General features: G+C 68.6%; 14 protein-coding genes and 1 tRNA gene. 6 read left to right on the top strand and 9 right to left on the bottom strand.

Annotation, left to right across the window (positions count from 1 at the left end; all coding sequences use genetic code 11):
* Positions 1 to 61 precede the first annotated feature (61 nt).
* The 9 genes from ACWCQS_RS15660 to dnaA form a co-directional block, all read right to left on the bottom strand.
* Positions 62 to 138, bottom strand: a tRNA-Ile gene (locus tag ACWCQS_RS15660).
* 134 nt (positions 139 to 272) lie between these two features.
* Positions 273 to 1,007: a DUF3566 domain-containing protein gene (locus ACWCQS_RS15655; protein WP_451004916.1), complete on the bottom strand. Its 735-nt coding sequence runs from the start codon at positions 1,005 to 1,007 to the stop codon at positions 273 to 275.
* A gap of 18 nt (positions 1,008 to 1,025) precedes the next feature.
* Positions 1,026 to 3,620, bottom strand: coding sequence for a DNA gyrase subunit A (gene gyrA, locus ACWCQS_RS15650; RefSeq protein ID WP_451004915.1), 2,595 nt, complete (start codon positions 3,618 to 3,620; stop codon positions 1,026 to 1,028).
* Positions 3,621 to 3,662: 42 nt separating this feature from the next.
* Positions 3,663 to 5,759 carry a DNA topoisomerase (ATP-hydrolyzing) subunit B gene (gyrB, locus tag ACWCQS_RS15645; protein ID WP_451005080.1) on the bottom strand — a complete coding sequence of 699 codons (2,097 nt, stop codon included), beginning with the start codon at positions 5,757 to 5,759 and terminating at the stop codon, positions 3,663 to 3,665.
* 375 nt (positions 5,760 to 6,134) lie between these two features.
* Positions 6,135 to 6,683, bottom strand: coding sequence for a DUF721 domain-containing protein (locus tag ACWCQS_RS15640; protein WP_451004914.1), 549 nt, complete (start codon positions 6,681 to 6,683; stop codon positions 6,135 to 6,137).
* Positions 6,680 to 7,801, bottom strand: coding sequence for a DNA replication/repair protein RecF (gene recF / locus ACWCQS_RS15635; RefSeq protein WP_451004913.1), 1,122 nt, complete (start codon positions 7,799 to 7,801; stop codon positions 6,680 to 6,682). Before recF ends, ACWCQS_RS15640 begins: the two co-directional genes overlap by 4 nt.
* 81 nt (positions 7,802 to 7,882) lie before the next feature.
* Complete coding sequence (gene gnd, locus ACWCQS_RS15630; RefSeq protein WP_360571634.1) at positions 7,883 to 8,758, bottom strand: phosphogluconate dehydrogenase (NAD(+)-dependent, decarboxylating); 876 nt, start codon at positions 8,756 to 8,758, stop codon at positions 7,883 to 7,885.
* Between the two features lie 189 nt (positions 8,759 to 8,947).
* The gene (gene dnaN, locus ACWCQS_RS15625; protein WP_069779831.1) at positions 8,948 to 10,078 is read right to left on the bottom strand and encodes a DNA polymerase III subunit beta; all 1,131 of its coding nucleotides are present in this window, start codon (positions 10,076 to 10,078) and stop codon (positions 8,948 to 8,950) included.
* Between the two features lie 952 nt (positions 10,079 to 11,030).
* A complete protein-coding gene (gene dnaA / locus ACWCQS_RS15620; RefSeq protein WP_451004912.1) occupies positions 11,031 to 13,034 on the bottom strand; it encodes a chromosomal replication initiator protein DnaA in 2,004 nt (667 codons plus the stop codon).
* 397 nt (positions 13,035 to 13,431) lie between these two features.
* Between dnaA and rpmH the strand changes: the two genes are divergently transcribed.
* The 6 genes from rpmH to rsmG all read left to right on the top strand — a co-directional run bounded on the left by rpmH (position 13,432) and on the right by rsmG (position 16,984).
* On the top strand, positions 13,432 to 13,569 hold the full coding sequence (gene rpmH / locus ACWCQS_RS15615; protein ID WP_003956500.1) for a 50S ribosomal protein L34: 138 nt from the start codon (positions 13,432 to 13,434) through the stop codon (positions 13,567 to 13,569).
* A 21-nt stretch (positions 13,570 to 13,590) separates the two neighbouring features.
* A complete protein-coding gene (gene rnpA, locus ACWCQS_RS15610; protein ID WP_388622802.1) occupies positions 13,591 to 13,962 on the top strand; it encodes a ribonuclease P protein component in 372 nt (123 codons plus the stop codon).
* A complete protein-coding gene (gene yidD / locus ACWCQS_RS15605; RefSeq protein ID WP_451004911.1) occupies positions 13,959 to 14,333 on the top strand; it encodes a membrane protein insertion efficiency factor YidD in 375 nt (124 codons plus the stop codon). The genes rnpA and yidD overlap by 4 nt, the downstream gene beginning before the upstream one ends.
* 3 nt (positions 14,334 to 14,336) lie before the next feature.
* Positions 14,337 to 15,623 (top strand): membrane protein insertase YidC, encoded by a 1,287-nt coding sequence (gene yidC / locus ACWCQS_RS15600; protein ID WP_451004910.1) that lies wholly within the window; start codon positions 14,337 to 14,339, stop codon positions 15,621 to 15,623.
* Between the two features lie 15 nt (positions 15,624 to 15,638).
* Positions 15,639 to 16,151 (top strand): Jag family protein, encoded by a 513-nt coding sequence (locus ACWCQS_RS15595; protein WP_388622795.1) that lies wholly within the window; start codon positions 15,639 to 15,641, stop codon positions 16,149 to 16,151.
* A 116-nt stretch (positions 16,152 to 16,267) separates the two neighbouring features.
* Positions 16,268 to 16,984: a 16S rRNA (guanine(527)-N(7))-methyltransferase RsmG gene (gene rsmG, locus ACWCQS_RS15590; RefSeq protein ID WP_451004909.1), complete on the top strand. Its 717-nt coding sequence runs from the start codon at positions 16,268 to 16,270 to the stop codon at positions 16,982 to 16,984.
* Positions 16,985 to 17,090: the final 106 nt, after the last annotated feature.

Raw genomic sequence — 17,090 nt, 5'->3', positions numbered from 1 at the left:
GACGCATGCACGCCACGGACGCCAAAGACCCCCGATCCATCCGGACCGGGGGTCTTTGTGCTGGTGGGGCTAACAGGATTTGAACCTGTGGCCTCATCCTTATCAGGGATGCGCTCTAACCAACTGAGCTATAGCCCCGCCGCGCTGTGCGGTGTGTGTCCCGCGCGCTGACTCCTGAAGATTAGCGCACGACCACGTCAGTCCCAAAATCGGTTGTCGGGGGACCGTCAGGTCAGGGGGCCCGCAGGGTGTCCGAAGGCCCTCCCGAGGGCCTACTCGTCCTCCGCCAGGGTCAGCTCGATGCCGCCCACGAAGCCCGCGGAGAGGTTGTAGATGAACGCGCCGAGCGTCGCGAGCGCCGTGGCCAGGACCACGTCGATGACCGCGATGATCGTCGTGAACATCAGGACGTGGGGGAGCGACAGGAACGCCTGGAGGTCGAAGCCGTTCCCCTCGTTCGAACCGGTCGCCTCGGAGATCGTGCCGCCCACCGTCGAGAACACGCCCATCGCGTCCATGACCATCCACAGCACCGCCGAGGCGACGATCGTGCAGATGCCGAGCGCGATGGAGAGCAGGAAGCTGACCTTCATCACCGACCAGGGGTCGGCCTTGGCCACCCGCAGCCGCGCCTTACGGGTGCGCGGCGCCGTACGCGCGCCGGTACGGGGCCGTCGTACGGCGCCGGCGGGCGGCTGCGCCGGATACGCCTGCGGCGGGTGGTACGGCCCGGAGGGCTGCTCCGGGCTCCGCTCCCCGGGGAGCGGAGACGACGACTGCGCCTCGCCGGCCGCGGCCGGGCCTCGGGTGTCCGTCACAGTTCCCCCCTGGGATCCAGACGTGCCGGCGGCGTCCTTGGCGGACACCTTCACCGGCTTCAGGTTGGTCGTGTGCGGGTCGGTCACGCTCCCCGCACCCGCCCCGTGCGCGGCGGAGCCACGGCCGCCGCCGTCCGTCTCCGTACCCGTGGGGGTACCGGCCGATCCGGCGCCCGTGGCTCCGCTCACGATGACTCTCTCCTCGTGCTACTCGGCCGAGGGCGCCTCACCCTCGTCCGTGCCGCCGGCCTGAGCACCCTCGGCGGCATCGACGGCCTCCTCGCCGTCGACCTCCTCCGCCTCGCGCCCCGCCTCGGCGTTACGTGCGATACCGACCACGGCATCGCGCTTGCCCAGGTTGATCAGTTGGACGCCCATGGTGTCACGGCCCGTCTCCCTGACTTCGTTGACTCGCGTACGAATCACGCCGCCGGAGAGGGTGATCGCGAGGATCTCGTCGGTCTCCTCGACGACCAGCGCCCCGACGAGCGAACCACGGTCCTCCACGATCTTGGCGGCCTTGATACCGAGGCCGCCGCGGCCCTGGACGCGGTACTCGTCGACAACGGTCCGCTTCGCGTACCCGCCGTCGGTGGCAGTGAACACGAACGTACCGGGTCGAACAACATTCATCGACAGAAGTTCATCGCCTTCACGGAAACTCATGCCCTTCACACCGGAGGTGGCGCGGCCCATCGGGCGCAGGGAGTCGTCCGTGGCCGTGAACCTGATCGACTGGGCCTTCTTGCTGATCAGAAGCAGATCGTCGTCCGCCGAGACCAGCTCGGCACCGATCAGTTCGTCGTCCGAACCGTCCTCGCGCTCGCGCAAATTGATCGCGATCACGCCGCCGGAGCGGGGCGAATCGTAATCCTTCAGAGGCGTCTTCTTGACCAGACCGGACTTGGTGGCCAGCACGAGGTACGGCGCCGCCTCGTAGTCCCGGATCGCCAGGATCTCGGCGATCGCCTCGTCCGGCTGGAAGGCCAGCAGGTTCGCCACGTGCTGCCCGCGCGCGTCCCGGCCGGCCTCGGGCAGCTCGTACGCCTTCGCCCGGTACACCCGGCCCTTGTTGGTGAAGAACAGCAGCCAGTGGTGGGTGGTGGAGACGAAGAAGTGGTCGACGATGTCGTCTTCCTTCAGCTTCGTGCCGCGCACGCCCTTGCCGCCGCGCTTCTGCGCCCGGTAGTCGTCCGTCTTGGTCCGCTTGACATAGCCGCCGCGGGTGACCGTGACGACGATGTCCTCCTCGGCGATCAGGTCCTCGATGGACATGTCGCCCTCGTACGGGATCAGCTTGGTCTGACGGTCGTCGCCGTACTTCTCGACGATCGCGGCCAGCTCCTCGCTGACGATCCCGCGCTGACGGACCGGGGAGGCGAGGATCTCGTTGTACTCGTTGATCTTCGCCTGGAGTTCGTCGTGCTCCTGGACGATCTTCTGCCGCTCCAGGGCCGCCAGGCGCCGAAGCTGCATCTCGAGAATCGCGTTGGCCTGGATCTCGTCGATCTCCAGCAGGTCCATCAGGCCGCCGCGCGCGATCTCGACGGTCTCGCTGCGCCGGATCAGCGCGATGACCTCGTCGATCGCGTCCAGGGCCTTCAGCAGACCGCGCAGAATGTGCGCCCGCTCCTCGGCCTTGCGCAGCCGGAAGCGGGTACGGCGGACGATGACCTCGATCTGGTGCGTCACCCAGTGGCGGATGAACGCGTCCAGGGAGAGCGTGCGCGGCACACCGTCGACCAGCGCCAGCATGTTGGCGCCGAAGTTCGTCTGCAGGTCGGTGTGCTTGTACAGGTTGTTCAGCACGACCTTGGCGACCGCGTCCCGCTTCAGGACGATGACCAGCCGCTGGCCCGTACGGGAGCTGGTCTCGTCACGGACGTCCGCGATGCCGCCGACCTTGCCGTCCTTCACCAGGTCGGCGATCTTCTGCGCCAGGTTGTCCGGGTTGACCTGGTACGGCAGCTCGGTCACCACCAGGCACTGCCGGCCCTGGATCTCCTCGACCTCGACGACCGCGCGCATCGTGATGGAGCCGCGCCCGGTGCGGTACGCCTCCTCGATGCCCTTGCGGCCCACCACCAGGGCGCCGGTCGGGAAGTCCGGGCCCTTGATGCGCTCCATCAGCGCGTCGAGCAGCTCCTCATGGGAGACGTCCGGGTTCTCCAGGTACCACTGGGCGCCGGCCGCGACCTCGCGCAGGTTGTGCGGCGGGATGTTGGTCGCCATGCCGACCGCGATACCGGCCGAGCCGTTGATCAGCAGGTTCGGGAAGCGGGCCGGCAGGACGGTCGGCTCCTGGGAGCGGCCGTCGTAGTTGTCCGTGAAGTCGACGGTCTCCTCGTCGATGTCGCGGACCATCTCCATCGACAACGGCGCCATCTTGCACTCGGTGTACCGCATGGCGGCCGCCGGGTCGTTGCCCGGGGAGCCGAAGTTGCCGTTGGAGTCCACCAGCGGCATCCGCATCGACCACGGCTGAGCGAGGCGCACCAGCGCGTCGTAGATCGAACTGTCGCCGTGCGGGTGGTAGTTGCCCATGACGTCACCGACGACACGGGCGCACTTGTAGAAGCCGCGGTCGGGGCGGTAGCCGCCGTCGTACATCGCGTACAGCACGCGCCGGTGGACGGGCTTGAGGCCGTCCCGGACGTCGGGCAGCGCACGCGACACGATGACGGACATCGCGTAGTCCAGGTACGAGCGCTGCATCTCCGTCTCGAGCCCGACGGGCTCGACGCGCATCGCGAGCTCGCCGCCCTCGGTCTCAGGGGTCTGCGGAGTGTTCTCGTCGGCCATAGCTGGTGAAGATCCTTCCTGGTGCGGTCAGCTGAGACCGACTCAGATGTCGAGGAAGCGGACGTCCTTGGCGTTGCGCTGGATGAACTGGCGGCGGGCCTCGACGTCCTCGCCCATGAGGACCGAGAACAGGTCGTCGGCCTGGGCGGCGTCGTCCAGGGTGACCTGGCCGAGGACCCGGTGCTCCTGGTCCATCGTGGTCACGCGCAGTTCCTCGGCGTTCATCTCGCCGAGACCCTTGAAGCGCTGGATCGAGTCCTCGCGGACGCGCTTGCCGCGCTGGCGGCCCATCTCGATCAGTGCGTCGCGCTCGCGGTCGGAGTACGCGTACTCCACGTCGTCCCGGCCCCACTTGATCTTGTACAGCGGAGGACGGGACAGGTACACGTGCCCGGCCTCGACCAGCGGCCGCATGAAGCGGAACAGGAAGGTCAGCAGCAGGGTGCTGATGTGCTGACCGTCGACGTCGGCGTCTGCCATCAGGATGATCTTGTGATAGCGGAGCTTCTCGATGTCGAAGTCCTCGTGCACACCCGTGCCGAAGGCCGAGATCAGCGCCTGGATCTCCTGGTTCTGCAGGATCTTGTCGATCCTGGCCTTCTCCACGTTGAGGATCTTGCCGCGGATCGGGAGGATCGCCTGGTACTGCGGGTTCCGGCCGGACTTGGCCGAGCCGCCGGCGGAGTCACCCTCGACGATGAAGATCTCGCACTTGGTGGGGTCGTTGGACTGGCAGTCGGAGAGCTTGCCCGGCAGGGACGCCGACTCCAGCAGGCCCTTGCGGCGGGTCAGGTCGCGGGCCTTGCGGGCCGCCACGCGCGCGGTGGCCGCCTGGATGCCCTTGCGGATGATGTCCGCGGCCTCGACCGGGTTGCGGTCCAGCCAGTCGTTGAGGTGCTCGTAGACCGCCTTCTGCACGAAGGTCTTGGCCTCCGTGTTGCCCAGCTTGGTCTTCGTCTGGCCCTCGAACTGCGGCTCGCTCAGCTTCACCGAGATGATCGCGGTCAGACCCTCACGGATGTCGTCACCGGTGAGGTTGTCGTCCTTCTCGCGCAGCAGCCTCTTGTCGCGCGCGTACTTGTTGATCAGCGAGGTCAGCGCGGCGCGGAAGCCCTCTTCGTGCGTACCGCCCTCGTGGGTGTGGATGATGTTCGCGAAGGAGTACACGCCCTCGGTGTAGCCGCTGTTCCACTGCATCGCGACCTCGAGGGACAGGCTCTTGTCCTTGTCCTCGGCCTCCAGGTCGATGACGGTGGGGTGCACCGTCTCCCCCTTGCGGGAGTTGAGGTACTTCACGAAGTCGACGATGCCGCCCTCGTAGTAGTACGTGACGGCCTTGACCTCGGCCTTCTCGTCCGCGCCCGCCTCGTCCGCGCCGCTGGTGGCCTTCGCCGACTCGCGCTCGTCGGTGAGTTTGATCGTCAAACCCTTGTTGAGGAACGCCATCTCCTGGAAACGCCGCGACAGCGTCTCGAAGGAGTACTCGGTGGTCTCGAAGATCTCCGGGTCGGCCCAGAAGGTGACCGACGTGCCGGTCTCCTCGGTCGCCTCGTGCTTGTCCAGTGGGGCGGTCGGAACGCCCATCTTGTAGTCCTGCGTCCACCGGTACCCGTCGGTCCTGACCTCGACGGAGACCTTCGTGGACAGCGCGTTCACGACGGACACACCCACACCGTGCAGACCGCCGGAGACGGCGTAACCGCCGCCGCCGAACTTGCCGCCCGCGTGCAGCACGGTCAGCACGACCTCGACCGCCGGCTTGCCCTCGGAGGGCACGATGCCCACCGGGATGCCGCGGCCGTTGTCGACGACCCGGACGCCGCCGTCGGCGAGGATCGTGACGTCGATCGTGTCCGCGTACCCGGCCAGCGCCTCGTCGACCGAGTTGTCGACGACCTCGTACACCAGGTGGTGCAGACCGCGCTCGCCCGTGGAACCGATGTACATGCCGGGCCGCTTGCGGACCGCGTCCAGCCCTTCGAGCACGGTGATGGCGCTGGCGTCGTAGGAAGCCGAGGCCGTGGCCTCGGCGTTCACGGTGGCCTCGGCGGGCTCGCCGTTCACGCCGGCGTCGGTGGACGGGATGTTCTCGTTGGGGTTGCCGGAATCGGCCACGAAGCGCCCTTTCTGGCACAGCACGAGCCGGGCTCGTCGGCGGGTTTGCCGGAGCGGCTGCGGCATGTTGCGGTGGTAAGCCTTGATCAGCGTTGCTCAGCTTTTCCCGGGCGGTCCCCACGATGGGGCGGGATTGTCTTCCAGTCTACCGGTAGCTCTGACATCGATGGGGGTTTGCCGGTACCTGAGTCCCCATGTGCCGCCCTGAACCGGCCTCGATCGGGTCCCGATATACGGATGGGGGCTCCGAGGGGCTCACAGCGGCACTCAGCGCTTCGAGCCGTCAACCCTTGGCTACTGGGGGGTCAGATGGCGATGCGCCGGTGCCACGGCGGCTCCCCGCACGTGTGATACGGCGCCGCACCGACGGCACGGCCCCACTCTTCGACGTGATGTACGTCACCCGTACGTATCGCCGGGCCCGGAGCTCCCCGGCGCCCGCAGCGGGCCGTAGCGCCGGGCCGGGCCACCCGGATTCAGCACCTTGATCATCCGTACGGTGCCGTGCCCGAGATCCTCGTTGAGGCGGGCGACCAGCGCGGGCGCGAGGTGGCGCAGCTGGGTCGCCCAGGCCGTCGAGTCGCAGCTCACGACCAGCACGCGCTCGTCCTCGTCGTACCGCTGCGGCACACAGTGCTTGGCCAGGTCCTCGCCGACGATCTGCGGCCAGCGGCCCATCACCCCGCCCACCGCCGCGGGGGTCTCCCAGCCCCGCTCGGTCAGCAGCCGGTTGATCGCGGCGCCCAGCGCCATCGGGTCGCGGCCGTCGGCGCGCGCGCCGGAGCGCAGCCCGCCACCGCGCCGGGCCTGCTTCTTCTGCCGCGCCGCGTCCCCACGCGCGCGTGCCTGCTCCTTCGCCGCGCGCAACGCCACGCGCGCGAGGTCGACACCGGAGGGTTCGTCCCCGTCCTTCTTCGGGTTCCGGGGGGTGGGTTCGTCGCTGCTCATACGCGTTCCACCGTCCCGTCGGCCACGGCGTACCGCACCCCGGTCAGCACCTCGGGTACATCGTCGTCCACGGCCGCGGTGACCAGCACCTGCTCGCCGGGGGCGACCAGTTCGGCCAGCCGTTCCCGCCGGCGCGTGTCCAGCTCGGCGAAGACGTCGTCCAGGACCAGCACCGGCTCGTTGCCCTCGGCCCGCAGCAGGTCGTAGGAGGCCAGGCGCAGGGCGAGCGCGTAGGACCAGGACTCGCCGTGGGAGGCGTACCCCTTGGCGGGCAGCTGGCCGAGTTTGAGAATCAAATCGTCCCGATGAGGGCCCACGAGGGTGACACCGCGCTCGATCTCCTGCTTGCGCGCCTCCGCCAGCGCCGCCATCAGCTGGGCGTAGAGATCCTCGCGCGCGTGGGCCTCCCCGGGCGCGGACGGCTTGTACTCCAGCGCCAGCGGCCCACCGCCGGGGGCCAGCTGCTCGTACGCCTTGTCGGCCAGCGGCTGCAGCGCGGCGATCAGGTCCAGCCTCTGCGCGAGCAGTTCGGCGCCCGCGCGTGCGAGATGCTGGTCCCACACGTCGAGCGTGGACAGATCCATGGACCGCCCGCCGTGCCGGCGCGCCAGGGCGGCCGTCTTGAGCAGGGTGTTGCGCTGCTTGAGGACCCGCTCGTAGTCGGAGCGCACCCCGGCCATGCGCGGCGACCGGGCCGTGATCAGCTCGTCGAGGAACCGCCGCCGTTCGCCCGGGTCGCCTTTGACAAGGGCGAGATCTTCGGGCGCGAACAGCACGGTCCGTACGATCCCCAGGACGTCTCTGGGCCTGACCTGCGAGGACCGGTTGATGCGGGCGCGGTTGGACTTGCCGGGGTTCAGCTCCAGCTCGACGAGCTGCTGCCGCTCGCCCTGCCGGACCTGCGCCCGGATGACGGCCCGCTCGGCGCCCATGCGGACCAGGGGCGCGTCGGAGGCGACCCGGTGGCTGCCGAGGGTCGCGAGGTATCCGACGGCTTCCACCAGGTTGGTCTTGCCCTGCCCGTTGGGGCCGACGAAGGCGGTGACGCCCGGGTCGAGCGGAACCTCGGCCCGGGCGTACGAGCGGAAGTCGGCCAGCGAAAGATGCGTGACGTGCATGGTCGTTTCGCCGGCCTTCCCCAGAGTGCTGATGAGCTGTGGATCCACAGGACACGCCGGGCGCCCCTGTGGATCTGTGGATTACTTCTTCGCTACGGCGTGACCGCCGAACTGGTTGCGCAGCGCGGCGATCATCTTCATCTGCGGCGAGTCCTCCTGGCGGGAGGAGAACCGCGCGAACAGCGACGCGGTGATCGCCGGCAGCGGCACCGCGTTGTCGATCGCGGCCTCCACAGTCCAGCGTCCCTCACCGGAGTCCTGTGCATAACCGCGCAGGCCCTCCAGGTGCTCGTCGTCGTCCAGCGCGTTGACCGCGAGGTCGAGCAGCCAGGAGCGGATGACGGTGCCCTCCTGCCAGGAGCGGAAGACCTCGCGGACGTTCTCCACGGAGTCCACCTTCTCCAGCAGCTCCCAGCCCTCGGCGTAGGCCTGCATCATGGCGTACTCGATGCCGTTGTGGACCATCTTCGCGAAGTGGCCCGCGCCGACCTTGCCGGCGTGCACCGAGCCGAAGTCGCCCTCCGGCTTCAGCGCGTCGAAGACCGGCTGCACCTTGGCGACGTTCTCGGCGTCGCCGCCGTACATCAGCGCGTACCCGTTCTCCAGGCCCCAGACGCCGCCGGAGACGCCGCAGTCGACGAAACCTATGCCCTTGGCCGCCAGCTCCTCGGCGTGCTTCTCGTCGTCCGTCCAACGGGAGTTGCCGCCGTCCACGACCACGTCGCCGGGCTCCAGCAGCTCGGCCAGCTGGTCGATGGTCGACTGGGTGGGCTCGCCGGCCGGGACCATCACCCAGACCACGCGCGGACCGCTGAGCTTGCCCACAAGCTCTTCCAGGCTGTGGACATCCGCGAGGTCCGCGTTGCGGTCGTATCCGATGACGGTGTGGCCCGCGCGGCGGATCCGCTCGCGCATGTTGCCGCCCATCTTGCCGAGGCCGACGAGACCGAGCTCCATCAGTTGTGTTCCTTAGGTCGCTGTGTGGCGTGAGAGGCACGAGGTGCCGAAGGCGAGCCTAAACCCGCCCCTTCACGCACAGCTGTGGGCATACGCGCTCATGCGTGGGGCCTGCGACCTGCGCTTTTCCACAGGCTGCCGGGCGCCCACAACAGGCACCCGGCGCTGTGCACAGCTGTGGACGAACGGTCAGCCGCTGAGCCGCACCGGCATGATCAGGTACTTGTACGCGTCGTCGGCCTCGGCATCCACTGCCGGCTTCCCGCTGAGCAGCGCCGGCTTCGTGGACGTCGTGAACGACAGCTGAGCCACCGGGGAGTCGATCGCGCTCAGACCGTCCAGCAGGAACGTCGGGTTGAAGGCGATGGAGATGTCGTCGCCGTCCAGCTGGGCGTCGACCCTTTCCACAGCCTGTGCGTCGTCGCTGGAGCCCGCCTCCAGGATCAGCACGCCCTGCTCGAAGCTCAGCCGCACCGGGGTGTTCCGCTCGGCCACCAGCGCCACACGCTTGACGGCCTCCACGAAGGGCGCGGTCTCGATCACGGCGACGGAGTTGAACTCGGTCGGGAACAGCGTGCGGTACTTCGGCAGGTCGCCCTCGAGCAGCCGGGTGGTCGTACGCCGCCCGGCGCCCTCGAAACCGATCAGGCCCTCGCCCGCGCCCGAGCCGGACAGCGCCAGCGTGACGCTGTCACCAGCGCCGAGCGACTTGGCGGTATCCAGCAGCGTCTTGGCCGGGACCAGGGCGACCGCGGAGGCGTCCGGGTTCTCCGGCTTCCACAGGAACTCGCGGACTGCGAAGCGGTAGCGGTCGGTCGAGGCCAGGGTGACCGTGTCGCCCTCGATCTCGATGCGCACACCGGTGAGGACGGGCAGCGTGTCGTCACGGCCGGCCGCGATGGCCACCTGGGACACGGCGGCCGCGAAGACCTCGCCGGGGACGGTACCGGTGGCGTTCGGCATCTGCGGCAGCGCCGGGTACTCCTCCACAGGCAGGGTGTGCAGGGTGAACCGGGAGGACCCGCAGACCACCGTCGCCCGTACACCGTCTGTGGAAATCTCCACCGGCCGGTTGGGCAGCGCGCGGGAGATGTCGGCGAGCAGCCGGCCGGAGACGAGGACGGTGCCCTCCTCCTCGACCTCGGCTTCCACGGACACCCGCGCGGAGACCTCGTAGTCGAAGCTCGACAGGCTCAGCTGGCCGTCCTCGGCCTTGAGGAGAAGGCCGGCGAGGACAGGCGCCGGCGGACGGGCCGGGAGGCTGCGTGCCGCCCACGCCACTGCCTCCGCGAGTACGTCGCGTTCCACCCGGATCTTCACCGTAAGCCGCCTCCTGCTGTTGCTACTGAGTCCTCCGACTCGGTGTCACCGCCCACTGCGAAGGGAAGGACACCGGGGACCAGTCTGACGCACCGCACTGACAGTAGGTGCCCGTCGGGGTCAAGTCGCTCCGGGAGGCAGCCGGGCACGAGACGGCGAGTTGTGCACAGGCCCCGCTTCAAAACGATTCCCGAACTCTCTCTAGTCGGGAGTAGTAGTAGGGCCTGTGGATACCGTGGATAACCTCGTTTGCCCAGTTCAGAGCCGAGATTTTGTCCACGGGGCCTGTGGGTGGCGGCGGTGGACAACCGGGTGCATCTGTGGAGAACGGAAAGTTCTGCACACCCCGCCCACAGCCTGAGGGCAGTTCTCCCCAGCTGCGTCCCCAGGTTTACCCACGTTTCCCACACCCCAATCCGGCACCTTCGTGTGACGGCTTTCACTCGACGCGGTGAGCGGGTGCGTCGCGTTGCCGAACAGTGGACAGCCATGTGGAGAAGGCGGTGATCACTGGGGACAACCGGCTCCAGCCTGTGGGGCGTCGGTGGAAAACTTCGTGCACAGCCTGTGGATCTTTCCTTCGTCCACAGGCTGTGGAGATCGTTCATCCACGATTCCACAGGCAGCTGAGCTGGGCGAACGTCGTATGAACGGGCTCCCTGTGGACGCCGTTCGGGACAACATGGCAGTCCCCAGCATGTGGACGGAAGAAACCCAGCGAATCTGTGGAGGATGGCCGTAACCCGGCACTTAATCGAACACCCGGTGGCGAACGAGGAACGCTCCACAGCCCCCGGCCGTCCCCATGCAGCTGCGGGCAGCCGTAGCTTCCCCGGTGCTTCAGGGCCTGGGAGCCCCCGCGCGCGGCACGGGGGCGCATGCCAAAGGGCGCCCCCGGGACACGTGTCCCGAAGGCGCCCTCGACGTCGGCGGAGGCCAGGCGCGGCCGCCGTCAGCCGTTCTTGATCCGGTTCGTCAGCTCGGTCACCTGGTTGTAGATCGACCGCCGCTCGGCCATCAGCGCCCGGATCTTGCGGTCGGCGTGCATGACGGTGGTGTGGTCACGCCCGCCGAACTGCGCCCCGATCTTCGGCAGCGACAGATCGGTCAGCTCCCGGCACAGGTACATGGCGATCTGCCGCGCGGTGACCAGCGCGCGACCGCGCGAGGTGCCGCACAGGTCCTCCACCGTCAGCCCGAAGTAGTCCGCAGTGGCCGCCATGATCGCCGTGGCCGTGATCTCGGGGGCGGAGTCCTCGCCACCGGGGATCAGGTCCTTCAGGACGATCTCGGTCAGGCCGAGGTCGACCGGCTGCCGGTTGAGCGAGGCGAACGCCGTCACCCGGATCAGCGCGCCCTCCAGCTCACGGATGTTCCGCGAGATCCGGGAGGCGATGAACTCCAGCACCTCCGGCGGCGCGTTCAGCTGCTCCTGCACCGCCTTCTTGCGCAGGATCGCAATACGCGTCTCCAGCTCGGGCGGCTGGACGTCGGTGATCAGACCCCACTCGAAACGGTTCCGCAGCCGGTCCTCCAGCGTGACCAGCTGCTTCGGCGGCCGGTCGGAGGAGAGCACGATCTGCTTGTTGGCGTTGTGGAGCGTGTTGAAGGTGTGGAAGAACTCCTCCTGCGTCGACTCCTTGTCCGCGAGGAACTGGATGTCGTCGACGAGCAGGATGTCCATCTCGCGGTAGCGCTTGCGAAAGCTGTCGCCCTTGCCGTCGCGGATGGAGTTGATGAACTCGTTGGTGAACTCCTCCGAGCTCACATAGCGCACGCGCGTGCCCGGGTAGAGGCTTCGCGCGTAGTGCCCGATGGCGTGCAGCAGATGCGTCTTGCCGAGCCCCGACTCCCCATAGATGAAGAGGGGGTTGTACGCCTTCGCCGGTGCTTCGGCGACGGCGACCGCGGCCGCGTGCGCGAACCGGTTGGAAGCGCCGATGACGAACGTGTCGAAGAGGTACTTCGGGTTCAGCCGTGCCGTCGGCTCGCCGGGACCGCTCGCCGGCGCGGGCTGTGCGGCCAGCGGGCCGGGGGCGCCTGTCGTGGGCAGGTCCGGGCGGCCGGGGCCGCCGCGGTGCGCAGGGCCGCTGCCCGCCGGCTGCTCGGGCAGTTCACGGCGGACGGGGTCGCGCTGGTCGTACTCGGTGCGGGTCGGGTCGTACTCCGGGCGCACGGAGTCGTAGTCCGGGCGCCCCGAGTCGTAGTCGGCGCGCGGGTTGTCGTAGTCGCCGCGCTGCTGCTCGTACGACGGCCGGTCCCGGCCCGGCGAGCGGTAGTCCGGCGACGGCGAGCCGTAGCCCTCGGGGCCGGAGCCGTAGGCGTCCTGGGACGACGGCGATGCGTACGGGTCGCGCTCGGGGAAGCCGAGCCGCGGCTGCTGCCAGCCGTACTCGTCCTGCGTGGGCCGCGGCCAGGCGCCGGGCTCGCGGCGCTGGTACTCGGAGGGATACGCCGGGCGTACGACGGGAAGCTGGTCCGCGCGGCCGGCGGGCAGCTGGTCGGGGCGGGGCTGCTGCTCGGCCGGCGGTTGCTCGGCGGCACGGTGGCGGCCGTAGCCCTCGTACGGCCGTTCCTCGTAGGACCGTTCCTCGTAGGACGGGCCGGACGGCAGCTCGGGCTCTTCGTAGCGCGGCTTGGGCGGCTGCTGCACCGGCGCCGTGGGGGCCGGCGGCTCGCCCGCGGAGTCGTCCACGGTGATCGCGATACGGATGGGGCGGCCGCACTCGCGGCTCAGCGTCTCGCTGACGACCGGCGCGAGACGGCCCTCCAGTACGCCCTTCGCGAATTCGTTCGGTACGGCGAGCAGAGCGGTGTCCGCGACCAGCGCGAGCGGCTGGCAGCGCCGGATCCAGTGCTCGTCCTTCGCCTCGACACCCTGTCCGCGGCCTTCTCCGAGGAGCTGCTCCAGTACTCGCGGCCACACTGCGGCAAGATCGGCGGGTACGTCAGCCACAGGGCACGCTCTCTCACAGGTCCCACGAACGTGTGATCGCGGGACGGGTCGGGGGGTACTTCGGGTGGTCGGGTGGGTCAAACCCGCCGGGGCGGGGGACAAAAGAACGAATCGGAGTTCAGCCACGGTAGTCAGCGCGGCGGGTGCGGTTCAAGTTGTTGTCCCCAGCCTGTGGATAGTGTCTCTCCGTGACCCTCGGTTTGACCGGATGGCGCAGCCCCGCGTACCGTAACCAGGTCGAGTTGTCGATGGCTGCTGCCGCCTGCCTCCGATGGGCACAGATCACGTCAGGTGATCGGGAAGCGGTGCACTCGGGCGTGACGCGAGCTACTCGTGGGCGCACGGTGACAGCCAAGACGGCACCCCGCAACTACCGATTTCTTTCTGGAGCCCCCGAGTGAGCAAGCGCACCTTCCAGCCGAACAACCGTCGTCGCGCGAAGACCCACGGCTTCCGGCTGCGTATGCGCACCCGTGCCGGCCGCGCGATTCTCGCGTCCCGCCGTAGCAAGGGTCGCGCCCGTCTGTCCGCCTGATCCCGATCAGGTCATGACGTCGTGCTGCCCACCGAGAACCGGCTGAGGCGGCGCGAGGACTTCGCGACCGCGGTCCGACGAGGTCGCCGGGCAGGACGCCCGACTCTCGTCGTCCACCTTCGTAGCGGTGCCACGGACCCGCACGCGCCTGGGGAGAGCGCTCCCTCGACGCGTGCGGGTTTCGTCGTGAGCAAGGCCGTGGGTGGCGCGGTCGTGCGCAACAAAGTGAAGCGCAGACTGCGTCATCTGATGCGTGACCGAGTCGCCCTGTTTCCCCCCGGTAGCCTGGTAGTCGTACGAGCGCTGCCCGGAGCGGGCGACGCAGACCACGCACAGCTGGCCCGAGACCTGGACGCCGCCGTTCAGCGGCTGCTGGGAGGGGGCGCGCGATGAAGTACCCGCTGCTGGCTCTGATCAAGCTGTACCAGTGGACGATCAGTCCATTGCTGGGGCCTGTGTGCAAGTACTACCCGTCGTGCTCCCACTACGGTTACACGGCCATCGACCGGCACGGTGCGATCAAGGGAACGGCACTCACCGCCTGGCGCATCCTCCGGTGCAATCCGTGGTCGCTGGGCGGTGTGGACCATGTCCCGCCGCGCAAGCGACCGCGGTGGCACGAAATGCTGCGCAACGCTTGGCGCGCACGCAAGGCGGGGCCCTCCGCCGCCGAACCGGCCACCGAAGCGAAGCCCGGGAGCCCGTCTTCCGAGCTTCCTCCGAGCCCGGCCGCAGAGACCTCGTCCCATGCCCAAGGAGCATGATTAGTGGACACGATTGCCAGCCTCTTCAGCTTCATCACAACACCCGTTTCCTGGGTCATCGTCCAGTTCCACACGGTGTACGGAGCCATCTTCGGCCCTGACACCGGATGGGCCTGGGGCCTGTCCATCGTGTCCCTGGTGATCCTGATCCGCATCTGCCTGATCCCGCTGTTCGTCAAGCAGATCAAGGCCACCCGGGCGATGCAGACGCTGCAGCCCGAGATGAAGAAGATCCAGGAGCGCTACAAGAACGACAAGCAGCGCCAGTCCGAAGAGATGATGAAGCTGTACAAGGAGGCGGGCACCAACCCGCTCTCCTCGTGCCTTCCCATCCTGGCGCAGTCCCCGTTCTTCTTCGCCCTGTACCACGTGCTCAACGGCATCGCGTCGGGCAAGACCATCGGCGTCATCAACCAAAGCCTCCTGACGAGCGCGCAGAAGGCACACATCTTCGGTGCCCCGCTGGCCGCGAAGTTCCTGGACAGCGCCGACACGGTCGCGAAGCTCGGCGCCTCGCTGACCGACGTCCGGGTCGTCACCGCGATCATGATCGTCCTGATGTCGGGGTCGCAGTTCTACACACAGCGCCAGCTGATGACGAAGAACGTCGACACCACCGTGAAGACGCCGTTCATGCAGCAGCAGAAGATGCTGATGTACGTCTTCCCGGTCATGTTCGCCTTCTTCGGTATCCGGTTCCCCGTCGGTGTCCTCATCTACTGGCTGACCACCAACGTGTGGACCATGGGTCAGCAGATGTACGTCATCCACAACAACCCGACGCCGGGTTCCAAGGCCCAGGCCGCCTACCTGGAGCGCCTGACCAAGCACGTCACGCAGCACGGCAAGGTCCGCCGGCGCAGCGAGAAGGCCATCGTCAAGGCGATCGTCGCCAAGGGCCGGGACCGCAACGAGTTCGAGCGCAAGTTCATCAACGCCGTGAACAAGGCCGGTCTCGCCGCTCAGTCCGACGGCACCGTGGTGCAGAGCGTGGCCCAGGCCACGGCGCAGACCGCGGACGGTGTGGAGACCACCGCGGAGGCCGGCACCGGTACCGGCACCGCGCCCCGGCGCCAGCAGCCCAAGCGCCAGTCCAAGTCACAGCGTCAGTCCGGCGGGCCCAAGCAGACGGGCGGGTCCACCTCGCTGGAGAAGTCCGACGAGCCGCAGGACGCCAAGCCCGCCGCTGCCCAGCAGGCCCCGAAGCCCGGCTCCGGCACCCGCAGCAAGGCCCAGTCCGGCCAGCGCAAGGGTGGCCCGCAGCGGCCCAAGTCCCCGTCCAAGAAGTAAGAAGGAGCCCATCCCGTGACGGAAGGCACCACCTCTGCCGCTGCCGAGGGTGCAGACGCCCTGACCCGCCTGGAACAGGAGGGTGAGATCGCGGCGGACTACCTGGAGGGTCTGCTGGACATCGCCGACCTCGACGGCGACATCGACATGGACGTCGAGGCCGACCGCGCCTCCGTGTCGATCATCAGCGACACCGGCGGCCGGGACCTGCAGAAGCTGGTCGGCCGGGACGGCGAGGTGCTGGAGGCACTGCAGGAGCTGACGCGCCTGGCCGTGCACCGAGAGACCGGCGACCGCAGCCGGCTCATGCTGGACATCGCGGGTTACCGGGCCAAGAAGCGGGCCGAGCTGTCCGAGATCGGTGCCAAAGCCGCCGCCGAGGCGAAGAACACCGGCGAGCCCGTCAAGCTCAAGCCGATGACCCCGTTCGAGCGCAAGGTTGTGCACGACGCGGTCAAGGCCGCGGGACTGAGCAGCGAGTCCGAGGGCGAGGAGCCGCAGCGGTTCGTCGTCGTGCTGCCCGCCTGATCGGCCCCACGTTTCACCGGCCCCGTCTGTTGAGCAGACGGGGCCGAAGTTTGTCAGCCTGGTAGTTCTGGTGGCCGGTGCGCGAAGCGCCGGCGCGGTACGGAAGGACGGTCCCCGTGACGGAGGCAGCGGAGCTTCCCCCCGCGCCCGAGCAGGCGCGGGAAGTGTTTGGTGATCGCTTCGCCGATGCGGTCCGCTACGCGGAGCTGCTCGCTGAGGCGGGCGTGCAGCGTGGCCTGATCGGCCCGCGGGAAGTGCCCCGCCTGTGGGAGCGGCATCTGTTGAACTGCGCGGTGCTCTCCGAAGCCGTCCCCGAGGGAGTGACGGTCTGCGATGTCGGCTCCGGTGCCGGCTTGCCCGGTATTCCGCTGGCCCTGGTCCGGGACGACCTCAACATCACCCTTCTGGAGCCACTGCTGCGGCGCACCACCTTCCTCACCGAGGTCGTCGAGCTGCTGGGCCTCGATCACGTCACGGTGGTGCGAGGCCGTGCCGAGGAGGTCCTGGGCAAGCTGCCGCCGGTCCATGTGGTGACTGCGCGGGCCGTGGCCCCGCTGGACCGCCTGGCCGCCTGGGGCATCCCGCTGCTGCGTCCCTACGGCGAGATGCTCGCGCTGAAGGGAGACACCGCCGAGGAGGAGCTGAAGGCCGCGGCAACGGCACTCAGCAAGCTCGGTGCGGTGGAGACGTCGATCCTGCATGTGGGTCAGGGCATCGTGGACCCGATGTCCACGGTGGTGCGGGTCGAGGTCGGGGAGAGCCCGGGCGGCGTGCGGTTCGCGGCCAAGCGTGCCAAGGCGGCCCGGACGGGTCGGGCCCGCCGTCGCCGTTGAGCAGGAGCAGGAGCAGGAGCAGGAGCGTCTCTGATCCGTCCTGACGGTGAGACGTACTCCACACAAGCTGCCAAACCTACGCAGGCCGGAGTGTCGCGAAGGTCCG

This window comes from Streptomyces sp. NPDC002076, from assembly GCF_053593835.1.
This window is presented reverse-complemented; position numbering and strand designations above follow the sequence as displayed.